At 72.3% G+C, this 21,538-nt stretch carries 19 protein-coding genes; 7 read left to right on the forward strand and 12 right to left on the reverse strand.

Annotation, left to right across the window (positions count from 1 at the left end; translation table 11 throughout):
• Positions 1-65 precede the first annotated feature (65 nt).
• A complete protein-coding gene (locus LJ657_RS13055; RefSeq protein ID WP_030937893.1) occupies positions 66-251 on the forward strand; it encodes a hypothetical protein in 186 nt (61 codons plus the stop codon).
• A gap of 96 nt (positions 252-347) precedes the next feature.
• Here LJ657_RS13055 and LJ657_RS13060 read toward each other — a convergent pair whose 3' ends face one another.
• A complete protein-coding gene (locus LJ657_RS13060) occupies positions 348-656 on the reverse strand; it encodes a hypothetical protein (RefSeq protein ID WP_232648717.1) in 309 nt (102 codons plus the stop codon).
• Between the two features lie 141 nt (positions 657-797).
• On the opposite strand from LJ657_RS13060, the gene LJ657_RS13065 reads away from it, so the two are divergent.
• Positions 798-1,127, forward strand: coding sequence for a multidrug DMT transporter permease (locus tag LJ657_RS13065; RefSeq protein ID WP_232648718.1), 330 nt, complete (start codon positions 798-800; stop codon positions 1,125-1,127).
• Between the two features lie 4 nt (positions 1,128-1,131).
• Here the strand turns inward: LJ657_RS13065 and LJ657_RS13070 are convergent, their stop codons facing one another.
• Both LJ657_RS13070 and LJ657_RS13075 read right to left on the reverse strand, forming a co-directional pair.
• A complete protein-coding gene (locus LJ657_RS13070) occupies positions 1,132-2,514 on the reverse strand; it encodes a S1 family peptidase (RefSeq protein ID WP_232648719.1) in 1,383 nt (460 codons plus the stop codon).
• 115 nt (positions 2,515-2,629) lie between these two features.
• Positions 2,630-3,460, reverse strand: coding sequence for an SAM-dependent methyltransferase (locus tag LJ657_RS13075; RefSeq protein ID WP_232648720.1), 831 nt, complete (start codon positions 3,458-3,460; stop codon positions 2,630-2,632).
• A 160-nt stretch (positions 3,461-3,620) separates the two neighbouring features.
• Between LJ657_RS13075 and LJ657_RS13080 the strand changes: the two genes are divergently transcribed.
• The 3 genes from LJ657_RS13080 to LJ657_RS13090 all read left to right on the forward strand — a co-directional run bounded on the left by LJ657_RS13080 (position 3,621) and on the right by LJ657_RS13090 (position 6,113).
• Positions 3,621-4,799 carry a MalY/PatB family protein gene (locus tag LJ657_RS13080; protein WP_232648721.1) on the forward strand — a complete coding sequence of 393 codons (1,179 nt, stop codon included), beginning with the start codon at positions 3,621-3,623 and terminating at the stop codon, positions 4,797-4,799.
• Positions 4,800-4,854: 55 nt separating this feature from the next.
• Positions 4,855-5,598 (forward strand): type 1 glutamine amidotransferase domain-containing protein, encoded by a 744-nt coding sequence (locus LJ657_RS13085; RefSeq protein WP_232648722.1) that lies wholly within the window; start codon positions 4,855-4,857, stop codon positions 5,596-5,598.
• A gap of 128 nt (positions 5,599-5,726) precedes the next feature.
• Positions 5,727-6,113, forward strand: coding sequence for a PPOX class F420-dependent oxidoreductase (locus LJ657_RS13090; RefSeq protein WP_232648723.1), 387 nt, complete (start codon positions 5,727-5,729; stop codon positions 6,111-6,113).
• A gap of 62 nt (positions 6,114-6,175) precedes the next feature.
• Here LJ657_RS13090 and LJ657_RS13095 read toward each other — a convergent pair whose 3' ends face one another.
• Complete coding sequence (locus tag LJ657_RS13095) at positions 6,176-8,953, reverse strand: alpha/beta hydrolase family protein (RefSeq protein ID WP_232648724.1); 2,778 nt, start codon at positions 8,951-8,953, stop codon at positions 6,176-6,178.
• Positions 8,954-9,140: 187 nt separating this feature from the next.
• On the opposite strand from LJ657_RS13095, the gene LJ657_RS13100 reads away from it, so the two are divergent.
• Positions 9,141-10,484, forward strand: a complete 1,344-nt coding sequence (locus LJ657_RS13100; RefSeq protein WP_232648725.1) for a Gfo/Idh/MocA family protein — start codon at positions 9,141-9,143, stop codon at positions 10,482-10,484.
• A gap of 7 nt (positions 10,485-10,491) precedes the next feature.
• Here LJ657_RS13100 and LJ657_RS13105 read toward each other — a convergent pair whose 3' ends face one another.
• Together LJ657_RS13105 and LJ657_RS13110 are read right to left on the reverse strand one after the other, a co-directional pair.
• Positions 10,492-10,905 carry a Zn-ribbon domain-containing OB-fold protein gene (locus LJ657_RS13105; RefSeq protein WP_232648880.1) on the reverse strand — a complete coding sequence of 138 codons (414 nt, stop codon included), beginning with the start codon at positions 10,903-10,905 and terminating at the stop codon, positions 10,492-10,494.
• 130 nt (positions 10,906-11,035) lie between these two features.
• Positions 11,036-11,701 carry a TetR family transcriptional regulator gene (locus LJ657_RS13110; protein ID WP_232648881.1) on the reverse strand — a complete coding sequence of 222 codons (666 nt, stop codon included), beginning with the start codon at positions 11,699-11,701 and terminating at the stop codon, positions 11,036-11,038.
• Between the two features lie 194 nt (positions 11,702-11,895).
• On the opposite strand from LJ657_RS13110, the gene LJ657_RS13115 reads away from it, so the two are divergent.
• Entirely contained in the window at positions 11,896-12,555 is a 660-nt protein-coding gene (locus LJ657_RS13115; RefSeq protein ID WP_232648726.1) for a peptidoglycan-binding protein, read from the forward strand.
• A 186-nt stretch (positions 12,556-12,741) separates the two neighbouring features.
• Here the strand turns inward: LJ657_RS13115 and LJ657_RS13120 are convergent, their stop codons facing one another.
• The 6 genes from LJ657_RS13120 to LJ657_RS13145 all read right to left on the reverse strand — a co-directional run bounded on the left by LJ657_RS13120 (position 12,742) and on the right by LJ657_RS13145 (position 21,430).
• Complete coding sequence (locus LJ657_RS13120) at positions 12,742-15,033, reverse strand: SpoIIE family protein phosphatase (protein WP_232648882.1); 2,292 nt, start codon at positions 15,031-15,033, stop codon at positions 12,742-12,744.
• 202 nt (positions 15,034-15,235) lie between these two features.
• On the reverse strand, positions 15,236-15,802 hold the full coding sequence (locus tag LJ657_RS13125) for an antibiotic biosynthesis monooxygenase (protein ID WP_232648727.1): 567 nt from the start codon (positions 15,800-15,802) through the stop codon (positions 15,236-15,238).
• A 59-nt stretch (positions 15,803-15,861) separates the two neighbouring features.
• On the reverse strand, positions 15,862-16,236 hold the full coding sequence (locus tag LJ657_RS13130) for a hypothetical protein (RefSeq protein ID WP_232648728.1): 375 nt from the start codon (positions 16,234-16,236) through the stop codon (positions 15,862-15,864).
• Positions 16,237-16,671: 435 nt separating this feature from the next.
• Entirely contained in the window at positions 16,672-17,595 is a 924-nt protein-coding gene (locus LJ657_RS13135; RefSeq protein ID WP_232648729.1) for a MurR/RpiR family transcriptional regulator, read from the reverse strand.
• Between the two features lie 127 nt (positions 17,596-17,722).
• Positions 17,723-19,408: an ArnT family glycosyltransferase gene (locus LJ657_RS13140; RefSeq protein ID WP_232648730.1), complete on the reverse strand. Its 1,686-nt coding sequence runs from the start codon at positions 19,406-19,408 to the stop codon at positions 17,723-17,725.
• Between the two features lie 93 nt (positions 19,409-19,501).
• Entirely contained in the window at positions 19,502-21,430 is a 1,929-nt protein-coding gene (locus LJ657_RS13145) for a phosphatase PAP2 family protein (protein ID WP_232648731.1), read from the reverse strand.
• Positions 21,431-21,538: the final 108 nt, after the last annotated feature.

Raw genomic sequence — 21,538 nt, forward strand, 5'->3', positions numbered from 1 at the left:
GCAACACGGTCCGATATGCCCCTTTGGTGTCGCCTCGCTCACAGCGCCTTCACCTCCAGAGCCGTATGCTTCACACCATGTCCACCACTGTTGAACCCGTCTCCGAGCGCTCGGCAGCCGAGGTCAACGAGGAGATCCGGGCCCTGTGGCGCCGGTCGGGCGGGACACTGAGCGGCGAGCAGCGCGAGGAGTACCAGCGTCTCGTCCTGGAGTGGGCCGCCGCGGCCCCGCAGCCGGCGCGGGCGGCCTGAGAGCACCACCGCCTGACGCCCGCCGCGCATCGGAGCCCCGGACCGGGGCACCCCACACCGGATGGGTCCCCTCCTCGCACTGGCCTCGGCCGTCTGCTACGGCATTGTCGACTTCGCCGGCGGGCTTCCGTCCCGCCGCGCGCCCTTCACCACGATCACTTCCTCGGTCAGCTGGGCGGCCTGCTTCTCGCCGGAGCGGCCGTCCTCCTCGTGCCTGCCGAGTCCATCCACCCGGCCGACCTGCTCGGGGGTGCCCTGTCCGGCATCGGCAGCGGCACCGCCATGCACTTCCTCAACCGCCGACCGAGCCGCGGTGACCGGGGTAGCCCTGGCCGTGCTCTGCGGGATGCTCGGCGACCGCCCCGGCGCCCTGGCCTGGACGGGCATCGCTGTGACGGTGCCCACGCTCTGGCTCGTCGCCGGCGGGGGAGCCGGCGGTCGGGGCGCGGACCGGCAGATGCCGGACGGGCTGCCGGCGAGTACGGGCGTCGCCGCGCAGCGTACGTCGCGCTCGGACTGGCCGGACCGTCCGCCGGACTGTGGCCGGTGGCCGGTGGCCGGTGGCCGGTGGCCGCGGGCCGGGTCGCCGTATGCCCGCCGCTGCCCACAGTGATGCGGCGCCGACAGCGGACCGTGCTGCCGATACGCCTCACAGCCCAGGCCCTCCTCGTCGGGGCCGGTGCCGCCCTCGGGCCGGTCCTCCATCTGCTCGCCGCCCAGTGGCAGCCGCTCGCCGTCGCCGCGGTCCTCGCCTCCCTCCACGCCGCGCTCCCCGTCGTCCTCGGTCCGGCCCTGCTGCACGACCGCGTCACCCGACGGCAGGCGGCCGTCGGGCCGGGCGCTGCAGCCGCCACGGTCCTGCTGACCGTCGGCTGACCCGTCAGCCCCACGTGGCCGAGTAGTAGCGCCGGTACGCCTTGCGGTCCTGTTCGGCCCGGATGTAGCGGGTGGCCACCAGGGCGAGCAGGCTGCCTCCGATCACCAGCATTCCGGGACCGATGTTCTTGGGGTCCGTGAGCCGGGCCAGCAGCGTCGAACCGCCCGCGATGCCCGTCACGGGAGTCGCGGAGCCGGGCGAGGCCGCGCTGGGCGCGATCGCGCTGTGCGTGGCCGAGGCGGACGGAGCGGCGGAGGGCGAGGCGCCCTGTCCGGCGGCGGCCTGCTTCGACACGATCAACTGGACGCCGAGCGCCTGCATCGCCTTGGTCACCGGCTGGAAGAACGTCGTGCCGCCCGACGTGCAGTCGCCGCTGCCGCCCGAAGTCACGCCCAGTGCGATGCCCTCGGAGAACAACGGGCCGCCGCTGTCCCCGGGTTCGGCGCACACGTTCGTCTCGATGAGCCCGGTGACGGTGCCCTCCGGGTAGTTGACCGTGGCGTCGAGTCCCTTCACCTCGCCGTCGTGCAGTCCGCTGGTGCTGCCGCTGCGGAACACCCGCTCTCCGACGGCCGGATCGGCCACACCCGTGATGCGCACCCCGTTGCCGTTGCCGATGGCCACGATGTCGGCTCCCGCTCCCGCCGCGCCGTTCGCGTACTGGACCAGGGAGAAGTCGCTGCCGGGGAAGTTCTGCTGGACCGTCTTGCCCAGCTGCTGGTTGCCCTGGTTGTCCGCGAACCAGACGGACCCGGTCGGCCCGCAGTGCCCGGCGGTGAGAATGAAGTCGCTCTGCCCGTTCGTCACGTTGAAGCCCGCCGAGCAGCGCCCGCCGGTGGACAGTATCGGCGACGCCCCGTTGAGACGGGTGGTGAACGTGCCCTGGGTGCGCTCCATGCGTACGTAACTGCCGATGCCGCCCGCGACCTTGGTCATGTTCGACCAGTCGGTCGACGAGACGGAGCTGTCGGCCTGCACCACCACCTGGTTCGTCCGGTAGTCCATGACCCATGCCGTGCCCGCGACCCGGGGCGCCGCACGCAGCGTCGACGTCGCCGCCTTGAGTTCGTTCATGCTGTGCGACACCATCTTCGCCACGACGCCCGCACGCTTGACCTCGGCCGCCGCCGCGGCGTCGGTCACCGCGACCACTGGACGACCGTCCGCGCCGATCCAGGTGCCCGCCGTACGGGAGGTGCCGAGCTCGGACACGAGCGTGGTGCCGGGGTTGTCCGAGCTCCCCGAGGCCTTGAGCGGGAGGGCGGAGGTGCCGGGCGTCTCGCTCGCCATGGCGGCCTGCGTCACCATCGCTCCTCCGAGGAGGAGTCCGCCGACGGCCGCCAGCCGCGTCACTCGCCGGACGATCCGTCGTCGTGCGTGCCTCATGCATGGCTCCCGAACCCGAACGCGCGGCGCGAACACCGCGGGGCCCTCCGGTCGTTGAGCACCCTCCCTGCATACGTGGCCGGGGACGGTCGCGTTCAGCGCGCGGGCGATCTTCTCACCCCTTGCGGCCCACTCCGCCGTACATGGCCACTTCCTGCGGTTCACCCGCGTCCGCCGGCTCGGGCCGCCAGCGTGAGCACGAGACCACGCCCGGCTCCAGCAGCTCCAGACCGTCGAAGAAACGGGCCACGGCCTCGGGGGTGCGCTGGGTCAGCGCCGGGATGCCGCGCTCGTTCCAGAACCGGACAGCCTGGTCCACCTCTGACAGCGCGGGGCTCGTGATGGTGTGGGACAGGACGAGGTGGCTGCCGGCGGGCAGCGCGTCCATGAGCCGCCGCACCATGGCGTATGGGTCCTCGTCGTCGCCGATGAAGATGACCACGCCGAGCAGCATCAGGGCGACCGGCCGCGTGAAGTCCAGGGTGTCGGCGGCGCGCTCCAGGATCGAGTCGACGTTGCGCAGGTCCTCGTCCAGGTGGTCCGTGCGGCCCTCGGGTGAACTGGTGAGCAGGGCGCGGGCGTGCGCCAGGACGAGCGGGTCGTTGTCGACGTAGACGATCCGCGCGTCCGGGGCGAGACGCTGGGCGACCTCGTGCGTGTTGTCGGCGGTGGGCAGGCCGGTGCCTATGTCGAGGAACTGGCGTATCCCCGCGTCCGCCACGAGATGACGCACGGCACGGCCCAGGAAGAGGCGGTCGGCACGGGCGTACTCGCCGATGGCCGGATGCAGCTCGCGGATCCGGTCGCCGGCGAGGCGGTCGACCTCGTAGTAGTCGCCGCCGCCCAGCCAGTAGTTCCAGATCCGGGCCGTGTGCGGCCGCAGTGTGTCGATGCGGCTGCGCAGCGCCGCGGCGGACTCTTCGGTGGCTGCCGGGTTCTCCGTCACGGGCTCTGCTCCTGGAGTGCCTGATGGTGCGGTGTGTACGACGACAACCGGCAATCTAGACGGCGGGGTTGATGTCTGCCGAGGGGCAGGCGCGGGAGTTTTTCCAGCAGGCGCTTCCAGGTCGTGCCAGGTCACACCGCAGCCGCCTATCTTGTCGCCCATGACCAGCATCCCGCACCACACGTCCGGTGAACCGAACCCCCTGCACGCACTCTCCCTGGAGAGCCTGCGATGTCGTACCAGCATGAAATGGCGCACCTACCCGGCCGACGTGCTGCCGCTGTGGGTGGCCGAGATGGACGTGCCCCTCGCCGGACCCGTCGTCCGGGCGGTCACCGAGGCGCTCGCCCTCGGTGACACCGGCTACCCGGCGGGCACCGCCTACGCCGAGGCGCTCGCCGGGTTCGCCGAGAAGCGGTGGGGGTGGGACGGGCTCGCCGTGGAGCGCACCGCCATCGTGCCCGACGTCATGCTCGGTGTCGTCGAAATGCTCAAGCTGGTCACCGGCCACGGGGACACGGTGATCGTCAACTCGCCCGTGTATCCGCCGTTCTACCAGTTCGTCGAGCACATGGACCGGCAGGTCCTCCAGGCTCCGCTCGGGGCGGATCTGCGCATCGACTTCGACGCCCTGGAGGAAGCCTTCCGGCAGGCGGTCTCCGGTGGTCGCCGGGCCGCCCATCTGCTGTGCAGCCCGCACAACCCGACCGGCACCGTGCACACCGCCGGGGAACTGGCCGCCGTGGCCGCCCTCGCCGACCGGTACGGCGTCCGTGTGGTCGCCGACGAGATCCACGCCCCGCTGACCGCCGGGGGCGTCGACTTCGTGCCGTACCTGAGTGTCCCCGGCGCGGAGAGCGGCCTGTCCCTCATGTCCGCGTCGAAGGCGTGGAACCTGGCGGGGCTGAAAGCGGCACTGGCGATCGCGGGCCCCGCGGCCGCCGTCGACCTCGCCCGCCTGCCCGAGGAGGTCAGCCACGGACCCAGCCACGTCGGTGTCCTCGCCCACACGGCCGCCCTGACCGACGGCACCGCCTGGCTGGACGCGCTGCTCACCGGCCTCGACGACAACCGGCGCCTGCTCGTCGACCTGCTCGCCGAACACCTCCCCGCCATCGGCCACCGTCCGGGCGAGGCCACCTACCTGGCCTGGCTCGACTGCCGCGCACTCGGCCTCGGGGACGATCCGGCCGAGGTGTTCCTGGAGCGGGGGAGGGTGGCCCTGAACTCGGGAATTCCCTTCGGCACCGGCGGGGCCGGGCACGTACGCCTGAACCTGGCGACCTCGCCCGAGCTGATCACGGAAGGTGTACGGCGGATGGCGGCGGCGCTGGCCTGAACCGACACCCGGGTGGGGGTGTCATGGACACGTTGCAGCCCTGCATGATGGCCCCATGCGCGTGCTGATTCCGCTCCCCGACCACGACTTCGACGTCACCGAGGTAGCGGTGCCCTGGCGGCTGCTCAGCGACGCCGGGCACGAGGTCGTCTTCGCCACCGAACAGGCCCGCACCCGGCCCGCGGCCGATCCACGGCTGCTGAAGGGTGTGCTCCTCGGGCAGCTCGGCGCGGAGGACGAACCCAAGCGCTACTACCAACAGCTCACCGCGGCACCGGAGTTCACCGCCACCGCCGCCTGGGCCGACGTGGACGTGACGGAGTACGACGGACTGCTGCTGCCGGGCGGCCATGCACCCGGTATGCGGCAGTACCTGGGCTCCTCGGAGCTGCAACGGCAGGTCGCCCGGTTCTGGGCGCTGGACCGGCCGGTCGGTGCGATCTGCCACGGAGTGCTCGTGCCGGCCCGTACCCGGGATCCCGGCACGGGACGCAGCGTCCTCGCCGGCCGCCGCACGACCTGCCTGCCCAAGTACATGGAGCGCACCGCGTACCTGACCACTGCGTGGCGCCTCGGGCGGTACTACCGCACGTACCCTGCGTACGTGGAGGACGAGGTGCGGTGCGCTCTTGTCGAGCCGGACATGCAGTTCGAGCGGGGGCCCCGGGTTCTGACCCGGCGTGGTACGGCGGATGACGACTCGCACGCCTTTGTCGTCCAGGACGGCAATTATCTGTCGGCGCGGTGGCCGGGGGATGCGTACCTTTTCGCCCGTCGGTATCTGCAGCTCCTTGCGTGAGCAGTCTGCGGGTCCGTCGTGGCTGGTCGCGCTCACGGCGGAGCCGCAGATCGATACGGCCCCGCGCCCCTGTCGGGGCGCTGCCGAACCGGCAGCCGAGTTTGCGCACCCTGCTTAGACTTTTCGTCATGGACGACACGCTGCTGGAGCGGCTCGGTGCGGGTAAGTACGTGCTGATCACCAGCTACCGCAAGAACGGCACGCCGGTCGCCACCCCGGTGTGGGTGGTGCGGGACGGCGATGCACTCGGGGTGTGGACGGTGGCCGACTCCTGGAAGGTGAAGCGGATCCGGGCTCGCGGTGACATCCTGGTCGGCCCCTGCGACCTGCGCGGCAACCCCACCGGGGCGCAGGTCCCGGCCACCGCGGAGATCGGCGACGAGGCGACCGTCGCCCGCTATCGCAGGCTCATCGCCCGCAAGTACGGCCTCGTCGGCCGCCTCACCCTGCTCGGCAGCCGCCTGCGCCGAGGCCTGAACGGCACTGTCGGCATCCGCGTGACGCCGGACCCCTGAGACGCGTACGGCCGCGCGATCCCCCGGGGAGAACCGCGCGCCGTCACGACGGCGAACCCCGCTTACGGGGCGTCCAGCACCGTGCCGGTCAGCACCGGTCCGCCGGGCTGTGGATCACCGTTGTCGTTCGTCAGCCGGAAGAGCACGGACTCGGCCGGCTCCGTCACCCGGTCCTTGACCGTCGGCAGGGACACCTCCGCGCTGAGCTTTCCCCTGGGCAGGTCCGCCCCCAGGTAGAGGTACTCGACCTGGGACAGGGGGCGTTCCGGATCCGGTGACTCGCCCGAGGCGTTGGCCAGCCACGCCGGGTCGACGTCCTTCGTGGACAGCTCCGGACCGCCGGCGACCGGGACGACGGCGAACATCTCGCTCAGGTCCACGTCCGCGGCCTCGGACAGGGACACCTTCCACTTCAGCGGATTCCCCTCGGTCACCCGGTCCGCCACCGGCGTCACGGTGATCGTCGGCACGGGGTCGTCGTTCTGCACCGTGACGCCACCGCGGTACGAGCCGATGACAGCGCCCCGCACGGCCTTCACGATCACCGTGTGGTCCACGTCGTACGAGTAGCGCGTGTTGCCTTTCACCTCCACCGGTACGTCGATGTCGTGCCCGCCCGGATGTACTGTGACCAGGCGATTCGTGGACCTGCCGGTGACCGGGTCGACGATGTACACCCGCACCCGCCCGCTGCCCTGCCCGGACACCTGCACCGGCACCCGGTAGGTACGGACGCCCGAGTCGCCCTCCTTGACGGTCGTGCGACCCATGTCGACGCGTGACAGCGCCGCCCCGCGGACCGCAGGGGTGCCCGGCCGCCAGCCCCAGGCGTCCATCAGCCAGGCGTTCCCCGAGCGTGAACGAGGGGTCAGTTCAAGGGACTTGACGTGCTTCAGGTCGAGCCCGGCACGGGACGCCGCCGACAACGGGACGCGCACCTCGCGCGCCCAGTAGGAAGTAGTGCGTTCCGTGCCCGGCAGGCCGTCGACGGCGACGCGGCCGAGGGCGGCCCGCCTGCCGTGGGTGTCGGTGAGGGCGACGTCGAGCCTGGTGCCGGTCGAGTTGGGCGGCACGATCACACGCAGGGCGAGGTCCTTGGCGCCGCCCAGCGACACCGGAGCGCCGGGGCGCACCCGGACCGCCGACCCGGCCGCGGACCAGTGCAGCGCGACCGCGCGCCGGCCGGCCTCACGGTCCGTCTCCCACTGCGCGAAGTGCGGCGAGGCACCCTTCGCATGGGACCCCAGGCAGGCCACCTGCGTGTCCGGGTCCACGGCCGAGCACAGCCGCCCGCCGGTCACCGTGACCTTGCCGTCCGGCAGGAACCCGCCGCCGCGGTTCGCGCCCACCGCGTGCGTGAGCACCAGCGCGGGATCGGCCGAGGGGGCCCGTCGGCCCGACCCGTCGAGCAGCGGCCGTACCCGGTCGTCCCCGGCGACGAACAGCCGGGCCGCCGCCGCGATGTACGTGCTGCCCGCCTTGTGCTGCTGGTTCGCGGTCAGCCGGGTCGCGGTGCCCGGCGAGCACACGGGGTCCCGGTGCTGCGGGTCGTCGGAGAAGTCGTCCTCGGCGGGCGCCTGCGCCTGCCCCGGGGTCCATTGGGTGTTGAAGAAGTTGTGGTCGGCGCCCACCATGTACACCGCGCTGTGCAGCGCGGCGCCCCGGCTGACTCCGCGGGTGCCGTCGACGTACACCTCGCCCTGCAGGTCGGAGACGTCACCGTCGCAGCCCGGCAGGATCGTCGCCGACGGCACGTCCGCGACCGGATTCTGGCCGAAGATCGTGGGTCTGATGAGGACGGTGCCGCGGATGTGCCAGCGCACCGGACCGTGGTAGCCGTCCTCGGCGGCCGGCGGCGGATAGAGGCTGTCCATCGCCGCGCGGTTCACGCCCTCGCCGCCGCGCGAGTGGCCGACGAGCAGCACGCGCGCGAGGTCGGCCGGCGGCGCGTTCCGTACCACCGCGGGGGCCGTGTCAGGGTGCGCGGCCCAGTCGGCCCAGCGCGCCAGGTGCTGCCGTACCAGCGAGGAGCGGGCCTGTGCGCCACCGTCCTCGGCCGCGTAGTCCTGGGCGTTGGTGCCGTTGGCCGAGATCGACACCGTCACATAGCCCTGCGACGCCAGCAGCCGCTGGTCGCGCAGATAGCCCCGGTAGCTCGGGATCGGCTCGGTGCCCTGCGGGCAGGGCCAGTCGCCGGTCACGTCCGTACGGGTGTAGCAGGTGGAGTGGCGGCCGTGCAGGAACAGGGCGAGCGGCCGGTGCCCGGTGACGCCCTTCGGTGCGACCACCACGGCACGCATCTCGACCGGCTGTGGGAAGCCCGGCAGCTTCACCGGGTCGAGATCGTACTCGCCGGTGGTCGTGCCGTACCGGCCGGGTTTCCCGGGGTCCACGGAGTTCGCGGGGAGCCGGGCGGGCGGCGCAACCGCCGCGGAGCGCCGCCCGCCCGGAGTCCCGGTGCGGCCTGCGGAGTCCAACTGCCGTCCTCCGGCCCGTACCTGAAGATCCGTCAGGCTGGTCGTCGAGCCGCCCCGACCGAGGCCGAGACGGAACGTGCGGCCGTCCCTGTCCAGCTGTGGGACACCCAGCCTCCGGCCTGCGGAGTAGAACTCGACGCGGGCGTCCCCCATCGGCACGGGGGCTGTCGAGCGCCAGACGAGCTGCCGTGCGTCACCCTTGCCGGCGATCCGCCAGCCGGGTGGCAGGCCGGCGTCCCGCTCGGCGACCGTGTTCGACGGTCTGGCGGTCGACGGCGGTGCCGCCTGTGCCAGTCCTGGCGGTCCCCCCGCCACCGCGAGCACCGCCGCAGCGGTCACCCATATTCGCCGGGCACGGAACAAGGTTCCCTCCTCAAGTACCAAGCAATGTCCGCCCGTTGGTCAGCCGGGGGCCTCACGGGTTTCAGAGGACGACAGGAGGGACCTGTGGGTTGCCTGTGCCTGCTGATCCGGCCGGTGCCCGGCGATGCGATCAGGACGAACCCGACGACCAGGCATGGGCGCCGGGCCTGCGGGACAGGAGCCCCCAATGAGCCGAACTCCGTTGCGCGCCGCCGTCGTCGGCACCGGCCATCGCGCCCAGACCTTCGTCCGGGGCCTCGCCGCCCGTCCCGGCCACCTCGTGGCGGCCCTGTGCGACCCGAGCCCGACGCGGATGGCCTTCCACAACCGGGCGCTGGCCGCCGCCGGGGAACCCGCCGCCACCGAGTGGGAGCCCGACCGCTTCACCGACATGCTCGCCAAGGAGGCCATCGACGAGGTCGTCGTCACCACCGTCGACGCCGCACACGACCGCTACATCGTGCCGGCCCTGCGGGCGGGCTGCCGTGTCGTCACCGAGAAACCGATGACCGTCGACGCGGACCGCTGCGCGCGCATCCTCGACGCGGTGAAGGCCACTGGCAACCCCCTCACCGTCGCCTTCAACTACCGCTTCAACCCGGTGCACGAGAAGGTGCGCGCCCTGCTCGCCGACGGCGCGATCGGCGAGATCCTGTCCGTCCACTTCGAGTGGGTCCTCGACGTACGGCACGGCGCTGACTACTTCCGCCGCTGGCACCGCGAGAAACGGAGCAGCGGCGGTCTGATGGTGCACAAGTCGAGCCACCACTTCGACCTGGTCAACTGGTGGCTCGCCGACGAGCCCCACGAGGTCTTCGGCTACGGCCGGCTCGGCTTCTACGGCCCCGAGGCAGGCGAACGCCACGGACTGCGCCGGGACTACGACCGCGCCCACGGGGCCGCCCCGGCCGCCGACGACCCCTTCGCGCTGGACCTGGCCGGCAACGACACCCTGCGTGCCCTGTATCTGGACGCCGAGCCGGACGACGGATACATCCGCGACCGCAACGTCTTCGGCGGCCCGGTCACCATCGAGGACGACATGGCGGTCCTCGTCCGCTACACGCGCGGGGCGACGATGACCTACCACCTCACCGCCTACTCCCCCTGGGAGGGCTACCGCGTCATGTTCAACGGCAGCGCGGGCCGCCTGGAGCTGGAGGTCGAGGAGAGCCGCTGGGCCCAGCCCCGCACCCCGGTCGCCCCGCACAGCGGTGCGCTGCACGGAGACACCGCTGCCGAGCACGCGGGCGGCGTGCGGCTCACCCTGCGTCCGCTGTGGCGGCCACCGGCCGAGGTGCCGCTCGACGTCGCCCACGAGGCCCACGGCGGGGGAGACCCCCGGATGCTCGACGCGCTGTTCGGACCCGTAGACCGCGGTGAGCCGGATCAGGGCGCGGCGGCACATCCCACGGCCACTCAGCGCGACGGCGCCCTCGCGCTTGCGGTGGGCCTCGCCGCCAACCGGTGCTTCGAGACGGGTCGGCCCGTGGCCGTGCGGGACCTGGTCCCCGGGGTGAGGGAGCGCTGAGGGGGCGTCAGGACCAGGCGCGGTAGGGCTCGTCGACCAGGGAGAAGACCGGCTCGCCGCGGACCGGGTCCTTGGCCGTCGACAGCCGGACCCGGTCACCGCTGTGGATGCCGATCAGCGGGCCCATGACCCTGCCGCGGACCACGAATCCCTCGGCCATCTCCACGAGCGAGACATTGCGGGCGGCGGGGGTGTTGCGGTGCACGATCGTCGCGTGGCGCACCGTGCCCAGGCCCTCGCTGCGCTCCGTCCGCAGTTCGCCGCCCTGGCAGACCGGACACAGCAGCCGGTGGTACATGGCGGTGCCGCACCAGGTGCAGCGCTGGAAGAGGATGGTGTCCGTATCGGGCGTCCCGGGATCGAGCACGCCTGCCGCGGAGCCGGCTGCCTGACGAGCAACGTTTCCTGAGTGGTGGTACACGCTGGTCAACTCCCTGCGCTCGGCCGGAATCCCACGTGCGCGGTTCGCGGTGCCGCCGTGCACGGCATCAATGCATGGCACTGAGTGTCATACGTAAAGACACTGCGTACCCCTCAATGTGCGGCTCCGGTCAGTTCTGCTCCAGAGCGCTCTCGATCTCCTGGACCACCCGCCACAACGGTGCGCCACGCCGGGAGACGACCACCACCACGTCCTCGGGTTCCTCGTCGTCGGGTGCCGGGGGAGTGGCGAAGGCCTGCTGTACGTATCCCAGGGCGTGGTCGAGGGCGGCGCTCGCGTCCCCCTGTCCGTCCGAGCGCAGCCAGGAGCGCAGCGCGTTGTTGTGCGCCGCCGCCACCGCCGCCGCGATCACATCGGCCTGCAGCGTCCCGTCCGGGCGGGACGCGAGGCGCCCGCGCAGATGGTCGGCGAAGGCGCGCTCGTAGCGCCACACCACGGAGAGTTCGTACGCCCGCAGTCCGGGCACCTTCTTGGTCAGGCGATAGCGCTGCACGGAGAAGGTCGGGTTCTCGGTGTACATGCGCAGCACGATCCGAACCGCGTCACAGACCCGCTGCACCGGTTCGTCGTCGTCGCCGCTGTCGGCGAGGAAGGCCGTCATGTCGGCCAGGCACCGCTCGTGGTCGGGGAAGACCACGTCCTCCTTGGAGGGGAAGTAGCGGAAGAACGACCGCCGCCCGACGCCCGCGAGCGCCACGATGTCGTCCACCGTGGTCTGCTCGTAGCCCCGTTCGAGGAACAGGTGGAAGGCCGCCGCGACCAGGGCGTCCCGCATGGGTGGCCGCGTTGCCGTCGGCTCCGTCTTCATGAGCGGGAAAGTAGCATCCGGACGGCACTGATGGCACTCAGTGCGCTGCCACAGGGAACTGAGTGTCCTCCTGTGGGGCTGCTGAACCGTCGCGGCGCAGGGCGCGTATCACTCCTCGGGGAACGGCGGACGCCCCATCCAGGGGACGAAAGGAGAGCGCAGTGTCCACACCGCCCGCATCCGGGTCGCAGCAGGACCGCCCGCCGCTGGAGCCCATCCGGGTCCTGCGCCCGCGCCGCACCGACGCCCTGGCGGAGCTGTTCAGGGAGATGGAGCTGGGCACCGGCGGTCTCGAGCCCGTCGCCGTGCCGGATCCGCGGTCCTGGGACGAGGGCGAGACCCAGGAACTCCCGCCCGTGCGTACCGGCCACGGCGGCTCCCCGCGTGGTGACAGCCGCTTCGGGTTCGGGCCGGGACTGCGCCGCGCCGCCGTCACGATCGCCGTCGCCGCGGCCGCCCTCGTCGGCTTCGGCGGCGCTCTCCTGCTGCACGGCAGGCACGACGCGGCCGCCGTCGAGGCACCTCGCCCCACCGCGTCCGCCGAGCCGACCACGACCGCCTCCGCCGCGCCGGACCCCGACGGCGCGGGCACCCTCCGCGAGGGCGACAGCGGCCCCGCCGTGACCGATCTGCAGGAACGCCTGCTGCGCATCCCCGACGTCTACGCGGGCGGTTCCACCGGCGGCACGTACGACGCCACCCTCAAGGCCGCGGTCGCCCGCTTCCAGCTCTGGTACGGCATCAGGGGCGACGAGACCGGCGTCTACGGCAACGACACCCGCAACGCCCTGGAATCCCGGACGGCTTCCGGCACCGGCTGACGCTGCGGGATGCTGTAGGGCGCCCCACCCGCCCGACCCGAAAGCCACGCCCATGAACGGCTCGCGCATCCCCGGCCTGGTCCTGCCCGCCGTGTTCCTGTTGGCCCTGGTCGTGGGAGCGGTCTGGTACTGGCGGCATCGCGGCGACGAGTGAGCGGCGGCCGGGCACCGGATCCGTACCGCCGCCTACTGCGGATCCGCCGGCACCCGGATGTCGAGCACACAGACGTCGTCCCGCCGATCACCCTCCAGCATCGCGGCGAGCAGCGGGGCCAGGGAGCCGGGCTCGTCGGTGTGGTGGCTGAGGACGGCCTCCGAGAGCCGCTTCAGGCCCCGGTCGAGACCCTCCGTGGGGCGCTCGACCAGGCCGTCCGTGTAGAGGAGGACCCGGTCGCCCGGTGTGAGACGGCACTCCGCCTCCGCGAAGGCCGGCGTCGCACTCGCACCGAGCAGCATGCCGCCGGGACGGTCGAGATAGCGCACCTGGCCGCCGCGCAGCAGCAGGGGCGGCGGATGGCCCGCCTGCGCCCAGACCAGGCGGCGCTCGGCAGGGGCGTAGCGGGCGAGGACCATGGTCGCCGTGCCGTGGGAGTCGCGGGAGTGCAGCAGCAGCGTGTTGAGTCGGGTGAGCGCCCCCGTCAGCGAGGACCCCGTGATGACCATGCCCTTGGCGGTGAAGCGGAGCTGGGCCATCGTGGCGACCGCGTCGATGCCGTGCCCGGCGACGTCGCCGACCACGAAGAGGGCGTCCCCGTCGGGCAGTTCGATGGCGCTGAACCAGTCACCGCCGACGTGGGTGCCCGACTGGGCGGGCAGATAGGCGACTTCGACGCGCAGCCCCGCCAGGTGCACGGGCCGGGTGGGCAGGGGCAGCAGGGCGTGCTGCAGCCGGCCGGCCAGCGTCCGCTCGGCGCGCAGCACGTCGTGCTGGGTGAGCGCGGCCCGCTCGCTCTCGACGAGGGCGAGCTCCGCGCTGCGCTGTGCGGTGAGGTCCTGAACTACGCCGTGTACCTCGACGGGCATGCCGGCGGCGTCCGGCACGGCCTCGGCGACGGCCCGCAGATGCCGTAGCCCGACTGCCGTCCTGGTGCGGAACGGGATGTCGAACGGGCGGCTGCCGCCCAGCAGTTCGCCGATGGCGCGGGACAGCGCGGGCGCGTCCTCGGGCAGAGCCAGGCCGGGCAGGGCGGTGAGGTCGACCGGGCCTTCGCCGGGGTCGCGACCGAGGAGCTCGAAGACCTGAGAGGACCAGGTGGCCTCGTGCGTGACCAGGTTCCAGCTCGCCCAGCCGAGGCTCCCCAGCCGCTGCACGTCCGCGAGGCGCTGCTCCTGCCGGTCCGAGGAGCCGTGCCGCACCCATGTCACGAACAGCCCGTCACCCAGCCGCGCCGCCCGCACCGTGTAGGTGGACAGCTCCGCGGCACCGTCCACGACCTCCTGGTGCGCGAACGGCTCGCTCTCGTACGGCTCTCCGGTGGTGAGCGTGCCGCGCAGGCCCTGCCACAGCGGCTCGCCCGCCAGCGTCGGGCAGGCCTCCTGGAACCGCCGGCCGACCAGCTCCGTCCCGGTGCCGTCGACCACGTCGGCGGCCTGCGCGGTGGCGGCGTCGATGCGGTAGTCGTCGATCACGCCCGAGGCGGCGGGCAGCGGCGTGAGCAGCATGGCCGCGCCGGGCAGCGCGTCGAAGACGGCCTGCAGGGCCTCAGCGGCAGTGTTGGTTGCGGCCTGCGGATCGGTGTGGAAGTCCCGCAGACGTCCGGCGCACAGCCGGACGGCGGCCTGCAGATGAGCCCGGGCGCCCGGGCTGAACGGCCCGCTGCGGGTGCGCAGGATCCCGATGCACACGCTCGGTGAGGCACCGTTCGGCACGGGCAGCCAGGCGCGCGACGCCCAGCGGTCCGGCGGGCCTCCGATCAGCAGGTAACGCTTCCGGTCCGCGGCGACGTTCGCCAGCCAGCGCGGCTCGCCCGCCCGCAGGGCTTCGAGGGCGGGGACCCCGTTCAGTGGCGGGATCTGGTGCCACTGGGCGGCGAAGGTGGCGTCGACGCCGGCGTGGCCCACGAGTTCCAGCCCTCCGGCGGGCCGTCGCGAGTAGATCACGACCGCGTCCGCGCCCACCTCGGGCGCGAGATGCTCCAGCAGGCAGCGGGCGAGATCCTGCGGTGTGGTGACAGGGACGAGCTGCCTGCCGAGGGCGCCGAGCGCGGCGGAACCCTCGTCAGCGGCCGCGTCCCGCGAGGGCGGCACGGAGGACTGGGGGAGGACGGCGGGCTCCGGCTCGGGGGCCCCACTGCCCGGCGGCGCCAGGCTGCCGAGGGTGATCCAGCACTCCTCCAGCACTGTGCGGCCACCGGCCGCGGCACGTCGCTGCAGCTCCTCCTCCGCGGCGCCGGGGGCGCAGCCCGTCAGCGCCATGACCACACCCTTGGCCTGCTCCAGGACGGCCGACATCGCCGCCAGGTGGCGTAGCCGGTCCATCTCGGCGCGCTGCCTGGCGACGATCTGGGCCAGCGCGACGGTGTCGGCAGCGGTGCGGGACTCCGTCGGCGCGGCTTGCTCACTCGTCACGCGTCGAGCATCGCACAACGGGGCGGCTTCGATCGTGGTCCAGCCTGCACAGGCTTCACTCGAAAGGAGAAGGACCGGTGTGTCGAAGTGGACGCCGGCGCCCGTCCGCGCGTCAGTCGTCCGGCGGCGGGTACAGCCACAGCCGGAGCGATCGGCTGAGCAGTGGCATGACCAGGTAAGTCAGCACGGGCAGCAGCACGATGGGAAAAACGGCCGCCCGCATCGGCAGGGGCCAGGCCGTGGTGCGGGGCGTCACCAGCCACTGGATGAGCAGGGTGAACGGATAGGCGCCGAGGAAGGTCGTCAGCAGCATCTTCCAGCGGGGCGGGGACTGTGCCGTGGTGCCCGGCAGACTGAACCAGGTCTCCATCCCGGTGGTCGACTGCCGCTCGTCGCCGACCTCCGTGGCGATCCCCTCGATCCGCTCATGCCACTCGGCCCGCTCGGCGGAATCCAGCCACTGCGCCAGACGCTGCGGATCGGACCAGCGCAGTACCGCGTGAAACCGGGGGCCCTCTTCGGGGCGCAGCCAGGAGACGCCCTCGTTGCCGGGGAACCGACTGGCGCAGCGGGTGATCCCGCGGGTCCACTTCTCGAACTCGGCTTCCCGGCCGGGACGCACCTGCCAGGTCAGCACCGTGGTGACCGGATCGCGCCTGTGCAACTGGGTGGTACTCATGCTCACCACGTGTGCCACGTGTGGCGCCGATCATGCAGTACAGGCCCCGGCCGCCGCGGTCAGCGCCCGGAGTCCACCAGGGCCTGGGAGACCGCGCGGACGCTGCGCGCGATGTGCTGGAGCTGCAGCACCTCCGCCGCGTACAGCTTGATCGTGTGCTCGATGACCGACTCGGGCAGCCCGAGCGCGGGCAGATCGGCGCGGGCGGTCTGCAGAGCGGTGCGCGCGACCCGGATCTCGTGCTGCACCTGGATCTGTGCATGGCGGGCCAGCAGCACGGGGTGGCGGATCAGGGCCGGGTAGCTGCCGTAGCGGGCCGGCACCAGCTCGCGCAGCCATCTGGCCGCCGAACGCTCCCAGTCGTAGGAGCCGGGCGTCTTGACCTGGCACGGCCAGTCCGGGCTGATGCGCGTGGTCGTCAGTTGCATGATCATCGCTTCCGGGGTGTGCGGCGTCGTGTGGGGGTGGTCCGACGTGGGCGGGCGGCCCCGGTCTAGGGGATGACCGGGGCCGCCAAGGGCGCTCGCAGAGGCGAGGCCCGACCGAACACCCTGAGCGCCGACGCGGGTAGGAGACGGCGGCTTCGGGTGTCCGTGCAGGGCCCGGGAAGGCAGACGGCGCCGGCGCGGCGGATGGTGCAGGCGCATGGGCGGACCGTCGGCTTTCTCCGGGCGATGCGGGTGGGGACAGGGGTGCGGAACGTGTCCCGGAGTGGGCCGGTGCGCGATCCGTGAGAAGTATTTATATATGCCGTCCGGTTTGCAAGAAGCATGAAAACATTCATGCGCGGTATGTTGCGAAAGGTCCCTTTGTAATCCCGCTGTAACGTCGGATCGGCCTCGGATGCGGGCTCGGCCGGGGACGCCGGATCAGTCGCGCAGGAAGAACTGGTGCTGGTCGGAGATCTGCTCGTACTCCTCGAGCCGCGCCTGGGTGCGCTCGGGATCGGCGTCGGTCATGGCTTGCAGCAGCGCGGAGGCGATCACGCCGGGTGCCGCGTAGGAGTCGAAGACCAGACGGGAGCCGGTGCCGGTGGCGAGGACGACGTCCGCCTCGTCGGCCACGAGACCCAGCGCCAGGTCGGTGACCAGGGCGACCTTCAGTCCTGCGCTGCGCGCGACCCGTACGGCCGTGAGGGTCTCCTGGGCGTGCCGGGGCATCGAGAACGCCAGCACCCAGGTGCCGCCCGCCTCGCGCGACTGCAGCAGCGCGTCGTAGGCGACGCTGCCGCCCCGGGTGACCAGCCGCACGTCCGGGTGGATACGGCGCGCGGCGTAGGCGAAGTACTCGGCCAGCGAGCCCGAGATACGCAGCCCGAGGACGGTCAGGGGGGTCGACGCCGACAGCTTGCGGCCGAGCTCGATCAGCTGGTCGGGGTCGGCGAAGTCGCGCCGCAGGTTCTCCAGGTTCTCGATCTCGGCGTCGACCGCCGCCTGCAGCTCGTTGCTGCCGTTCTCCTCGGTCGCGGCGGGGCCGCCGGCCAGCGTGCCGAGGGCGATCGACTGGAGCTTCTCGCGCAGCGCGGGGTAGCCGCTGAAGCCGACCGCCGCGGCGAACCGCGTCACCGACGGCTGGCTCACCCCGGCGCGCTCGGCGAGGTCGGTGATCGAGAGGAACGCCGCTTCGGTGATGTGCTCGATCAGGTACTGCGCGATGCGCCGCTGGCCGGGGGAGAGCCGGGGCCGGTCGAAGAGCGTCCTGAGCTGGGAGGCCGGGGCGGCCTCGGCCTCCGGAGCCGTCTTGCCCGAGGTGATCGCGGACGCCTGTGCGCGTGCCTGCTGCGGCGATGACACCGGTGCGCCTCCTTTGTCTCCCACAGTGCTTCAACATAGCCCACACACCGTTGTGACCAGGGCTTGTAGGGGGCATCCGAGGCCGGCAGACGGATCCTCAGATCGCCCCCCGATCCGGTGGCACGCGTCACCGGCGGTAGATCGTGATCGAATCCCCGACGCTGTCGACCGGACGGCTGCTGTGGATCAAAGCGGCCAGCCGGCCCTGCGCCTTGGCCACCGCCGAGTCCGACACGACCAGCAGCCCGCGCACCTGACGGGGGGTCACTTTGCGTGGATCGGATGCGTGGATGCCGTAGTACGAGGGCACTCCGCTGCCCTTGTACACCAGCCAGATCCGCTCGCCCCGGTACCGCTCGTGCAGTCGGTCGGCGAGCCGGCCGAGGTCCTGGCCCCAGTCCACGTTGGAGTCGTGCAGCCGCAGATGGGTCTCGGCGGGACCGCCGAACGCCTCGTTGGAGTACGGCAGGTAGTAGGGACAGGTCAGCAGTGAGCTGACCGCGACGAACAGCACCAGCGCCCCCGTCGCGAGCGGCGCCCACCGCCACCGAGCGGCGAGCACACAGCCTGCGGCCACCGCCAGGAACATCGGCACGAAGATCGCGTACCGTGTCCCGAAGTCCCGTGCCCCGGTCATGGCCGCGGCCAGCAGCACACCGGCGGGCAGCAGTACATAGGGCGCCGCGGGCCGCAGCCGCCGCACCGTCAGCAGCACCACGGCACCGCAGGCCCACAGGGCGAGCATGCCGAGCGGCGTCTTCACCAGCAGGGCGGCGGGCAGGTAGTACCAGCGGGAGCCGGTGTACAGATGCCCGAACAGGAAGCCCTGCCACGGGTAGTTCTCGAGACCGAACTGAATGCGCACCCCGTCCCGGTAGGACTCCGGGAACGGCAGCAGCCCGACGAGCAGCCCCTTCAGCCCGTGCACCGCGGGCACGGGCTGCTCCGGGGACCACCGCAGCCGCGGATCGACCACCAGGTACGACGCCCATACGACGGCGACGGCGGCCACCGCCACGACGCCGGCACCGAGAGCCGCCCTCTTGCGGCGGTCCTCGGCCTCCCCCCGCCACACCGCCCAGGCGGCCAGCGCCAGCAGTACGGGAACCACCGGGAGCACGCTCATCTTGGTCGCCAGGGCCGCTCCGAGCGCCGCCCCGGCCAGGGGGACGTACATCCGGGGGCGTCGCCGGGCCCGCCACAGCAGCCAGGCCGACGTCAGCACGAACCCGGCCGCGGGCACGTCGAGCGTGGCCAGCGAGCCGTGGGCGATCACGTCCGGGGAGAAGGCGTACAGGGCGAGCGCCGTCAACCCGGCCGCGGAGCCCGCGAGTTCACGGGCGAAGGCGAACACGACGAGCCCGAACAGCAGGGTCAGCGCGATCACCGGGAGGCGGGCCCAGAACATCAGCCGCCACGGATCGTTGCCCGACTCGTACAGCAGATGCCGCCCGAACTGCCCCTGATCACCCTTGTACGACGTGTCCACGTGCGGGCCGGCGATCGCCACCCCGACCGCGATGACCAGCTTCCCGAGCGGCGGATGCTCGGGGTTGAGACGCACCCGGTGCTCGTGCAGATAGTCGGCGGCCGTGGCGACGTAGACCGGCTCGTCGATCGTCGGGGTCTGCTGCACGGCGGTGGTGACCATCGCCGCGGCCATCTGGGCCAGCAGCACGACGACGAGCAGCGGCGGCAGCCACCGCCCGCGCGGGCGGGGCGACCGCTCGGGGGCGGCCGCCCGCGGCGGCGGGTGTTCCTCGTCGTCGTGTGTGCCCGGCTCGAGGACCGAGTGCTGTTCGTGCGCCATCATCCGCCCCGCGGTGACACGGACCGCGAGGAGGCGGGAGCGATCCGGACCCGTCCCATGGGCCCTACTGTCGCATCAGCTCCCGCCTCCCGGGCGTCACCGCTTCAGGAGTCGTACCGACAGACCTTCCGTCGTGTAGACGGGTACGGCGCGAAGCCGGTCGCAGTTCAGCTCGATGCGGTCGAACTGACCCCGCAGCCCGGCAGCGGAGAGCACCCGCACCGTGCGGCCCGCGGCCGGCGGCCGGTCGGCGTCGAGCCGCAGCGACAGGACGCTCCCCATGCCCAGCACCGCCCGGCGCGTGACCTCCAGGGCGGGCTCGTGACCCGAGCGGAGCGTCAGCTCCAGCGCGCCCGACTCCTGCGCGTACCCGCCGTGCACCTGCACGGGCCGCTGCAGCCGCAGCGTGCCGCCCGACACCCGCACGTCGCCGTGGCCCAGCGCGTGCGACGAGGCGGCGACCAGCACGCCGTCCTTCACCACGGTGCCGCCCGTGTACTTGTTGTGCCCGGTCAGGGTGAGCGTGCCGCTGCCCCGCTTGGTCAGGCCGCCGTCGCCGCGGATGTCGTTGCGCCAGCTGTCGGCCGAGCCGAAGCCGCCCGCGGCCGCGTCGAGCGTGACGGTCACATCGGAGTCGAAGGCGCCGTAGCCGTCCGCCGCGGCGAACAGGTTCAGTCGTCCCCACTGCTCGAAGCCGTCCAGCAGCACATACCCGGAAGGCAGCGCGGTGGTGCGCAGCACCTCGCGCCGCTGGTCCGCGTCCAGGTACGGCAGCCGCGTCTCCAGCAGCACCTCCGCGCCCTTCGGCACGGTCAGCGGCTCGCTGTGGCCATGGCGGGTCAGGACGTACGTCAGCCGGGGCCGGATCGCACACGCGTTGGCGTCCCGGTCCGCGTACGGGTCGGTGCCGTCCGAGTGCGCATAGGCGTACAGCGTCTCGGCCGTCGTGCCGGTCTGCGCCTCGAAGTAGGAGAGGGCCTGGGCGCGGGCCGCGGCCTTGAGGGCGGCGTTCGCCGGGTCGGCCAGGGTGGCGGCGGCGAGGGCGGTGGCCATGATGCGGCCGCCCATGACGTCGACCGTCGAGTGCATGCCCGCCATGATCCGGGTGTGGCTCAGCTCGAAGGCCCGCGTCACCAGCTCCTGGAAACGCTCCGGTACGGCGTACGCGTAGGCCAGGCCCGCCAGGTGGAAGGCGTTGGTGTGACCGCTGGGGAAGCCGCCGTCGTCCGCCGGGGAGGTGCTGCGCTGTCGCAGCAGCTGCGGGGCGACGACCACCTTCGAGTCGTAGACGGGGAAGCCGAGGGCGTCCGTCCTTCCCGTGTCGACGACCTCGCTGTCCTCGTTCATGCGCCACGGCCGCGGGTACAGGTAGGCGTACTTGGACGGGTTGCCCGAGGCCCAGTTGCCCCGCAGCGTGTCGACCAGTTCGGCCACCTTGCCGAGCGCGGAGTCGTGCGAGCCGGCACCGAGCGCGGAGCCGGCCGGGGCGTCCGCGGGCACCGCGTCGTCGATCTTGGCGGGAGGCGTGCCGTCCGGGGCGCTCGTGATCGACGTGACCGCCTTGGCGCCCGCCCTGTACAGGTCGGCCAGCGGCCCCAGACCCGCGATCATCGCGTAACTCTGGTGCTGGCGGTCGTAGAGGAACGCCTCCTTCGCCTCCGCGTCCGTGCGCGCGCCGGTGATCCGGGCGCAGTAGCTCATGTTGGCGCGCAGCACGTCGGGCCGCAGGGGCGTGCCGGTGTTCCAGGCGCCGCCGGTCTTCCATATCCGCGCGAACCCGCCGAGCACGCGCACGACCGCGTTGGTCTCGGGAGTGAGGTTCGTCGAGAGATTGGTCTTGTAGTCGTCGACGAAAGCCGCGGGCGTCGTCGCGGCCTTGGCATCGGCGGCGCCCAGCCACGACACGAAGGTGGGCGCGGCCAGCACTCCGGCCGAGGCGCCCAGGGAGGTTCTGAGGAACCCCCGCCTGTTGACGGCGAGTCGACCGGTCTTCAAGGAGGAGCGGTGCCCGGCAGATGACGGCATGCGTGTGCCTCTCTTCAGTTCTTCGGCCGTGCGGCCGGGAGGAGATCGTGCGATCAGAGGTGTCTCGCGGGACGCATGAGGTGTGCGATTCCGGTGCGTCCCGTGAAG

The sequence above is a fragment of the Streptomyces guryensis genome, assembly GCF_021261325.1.
Lineage (GTDB): Bacteria > Actinomycetota > Actinomycetes > Streptomycetales > Streptomycetaceae > Streptomyces > Streptomyces guryensis.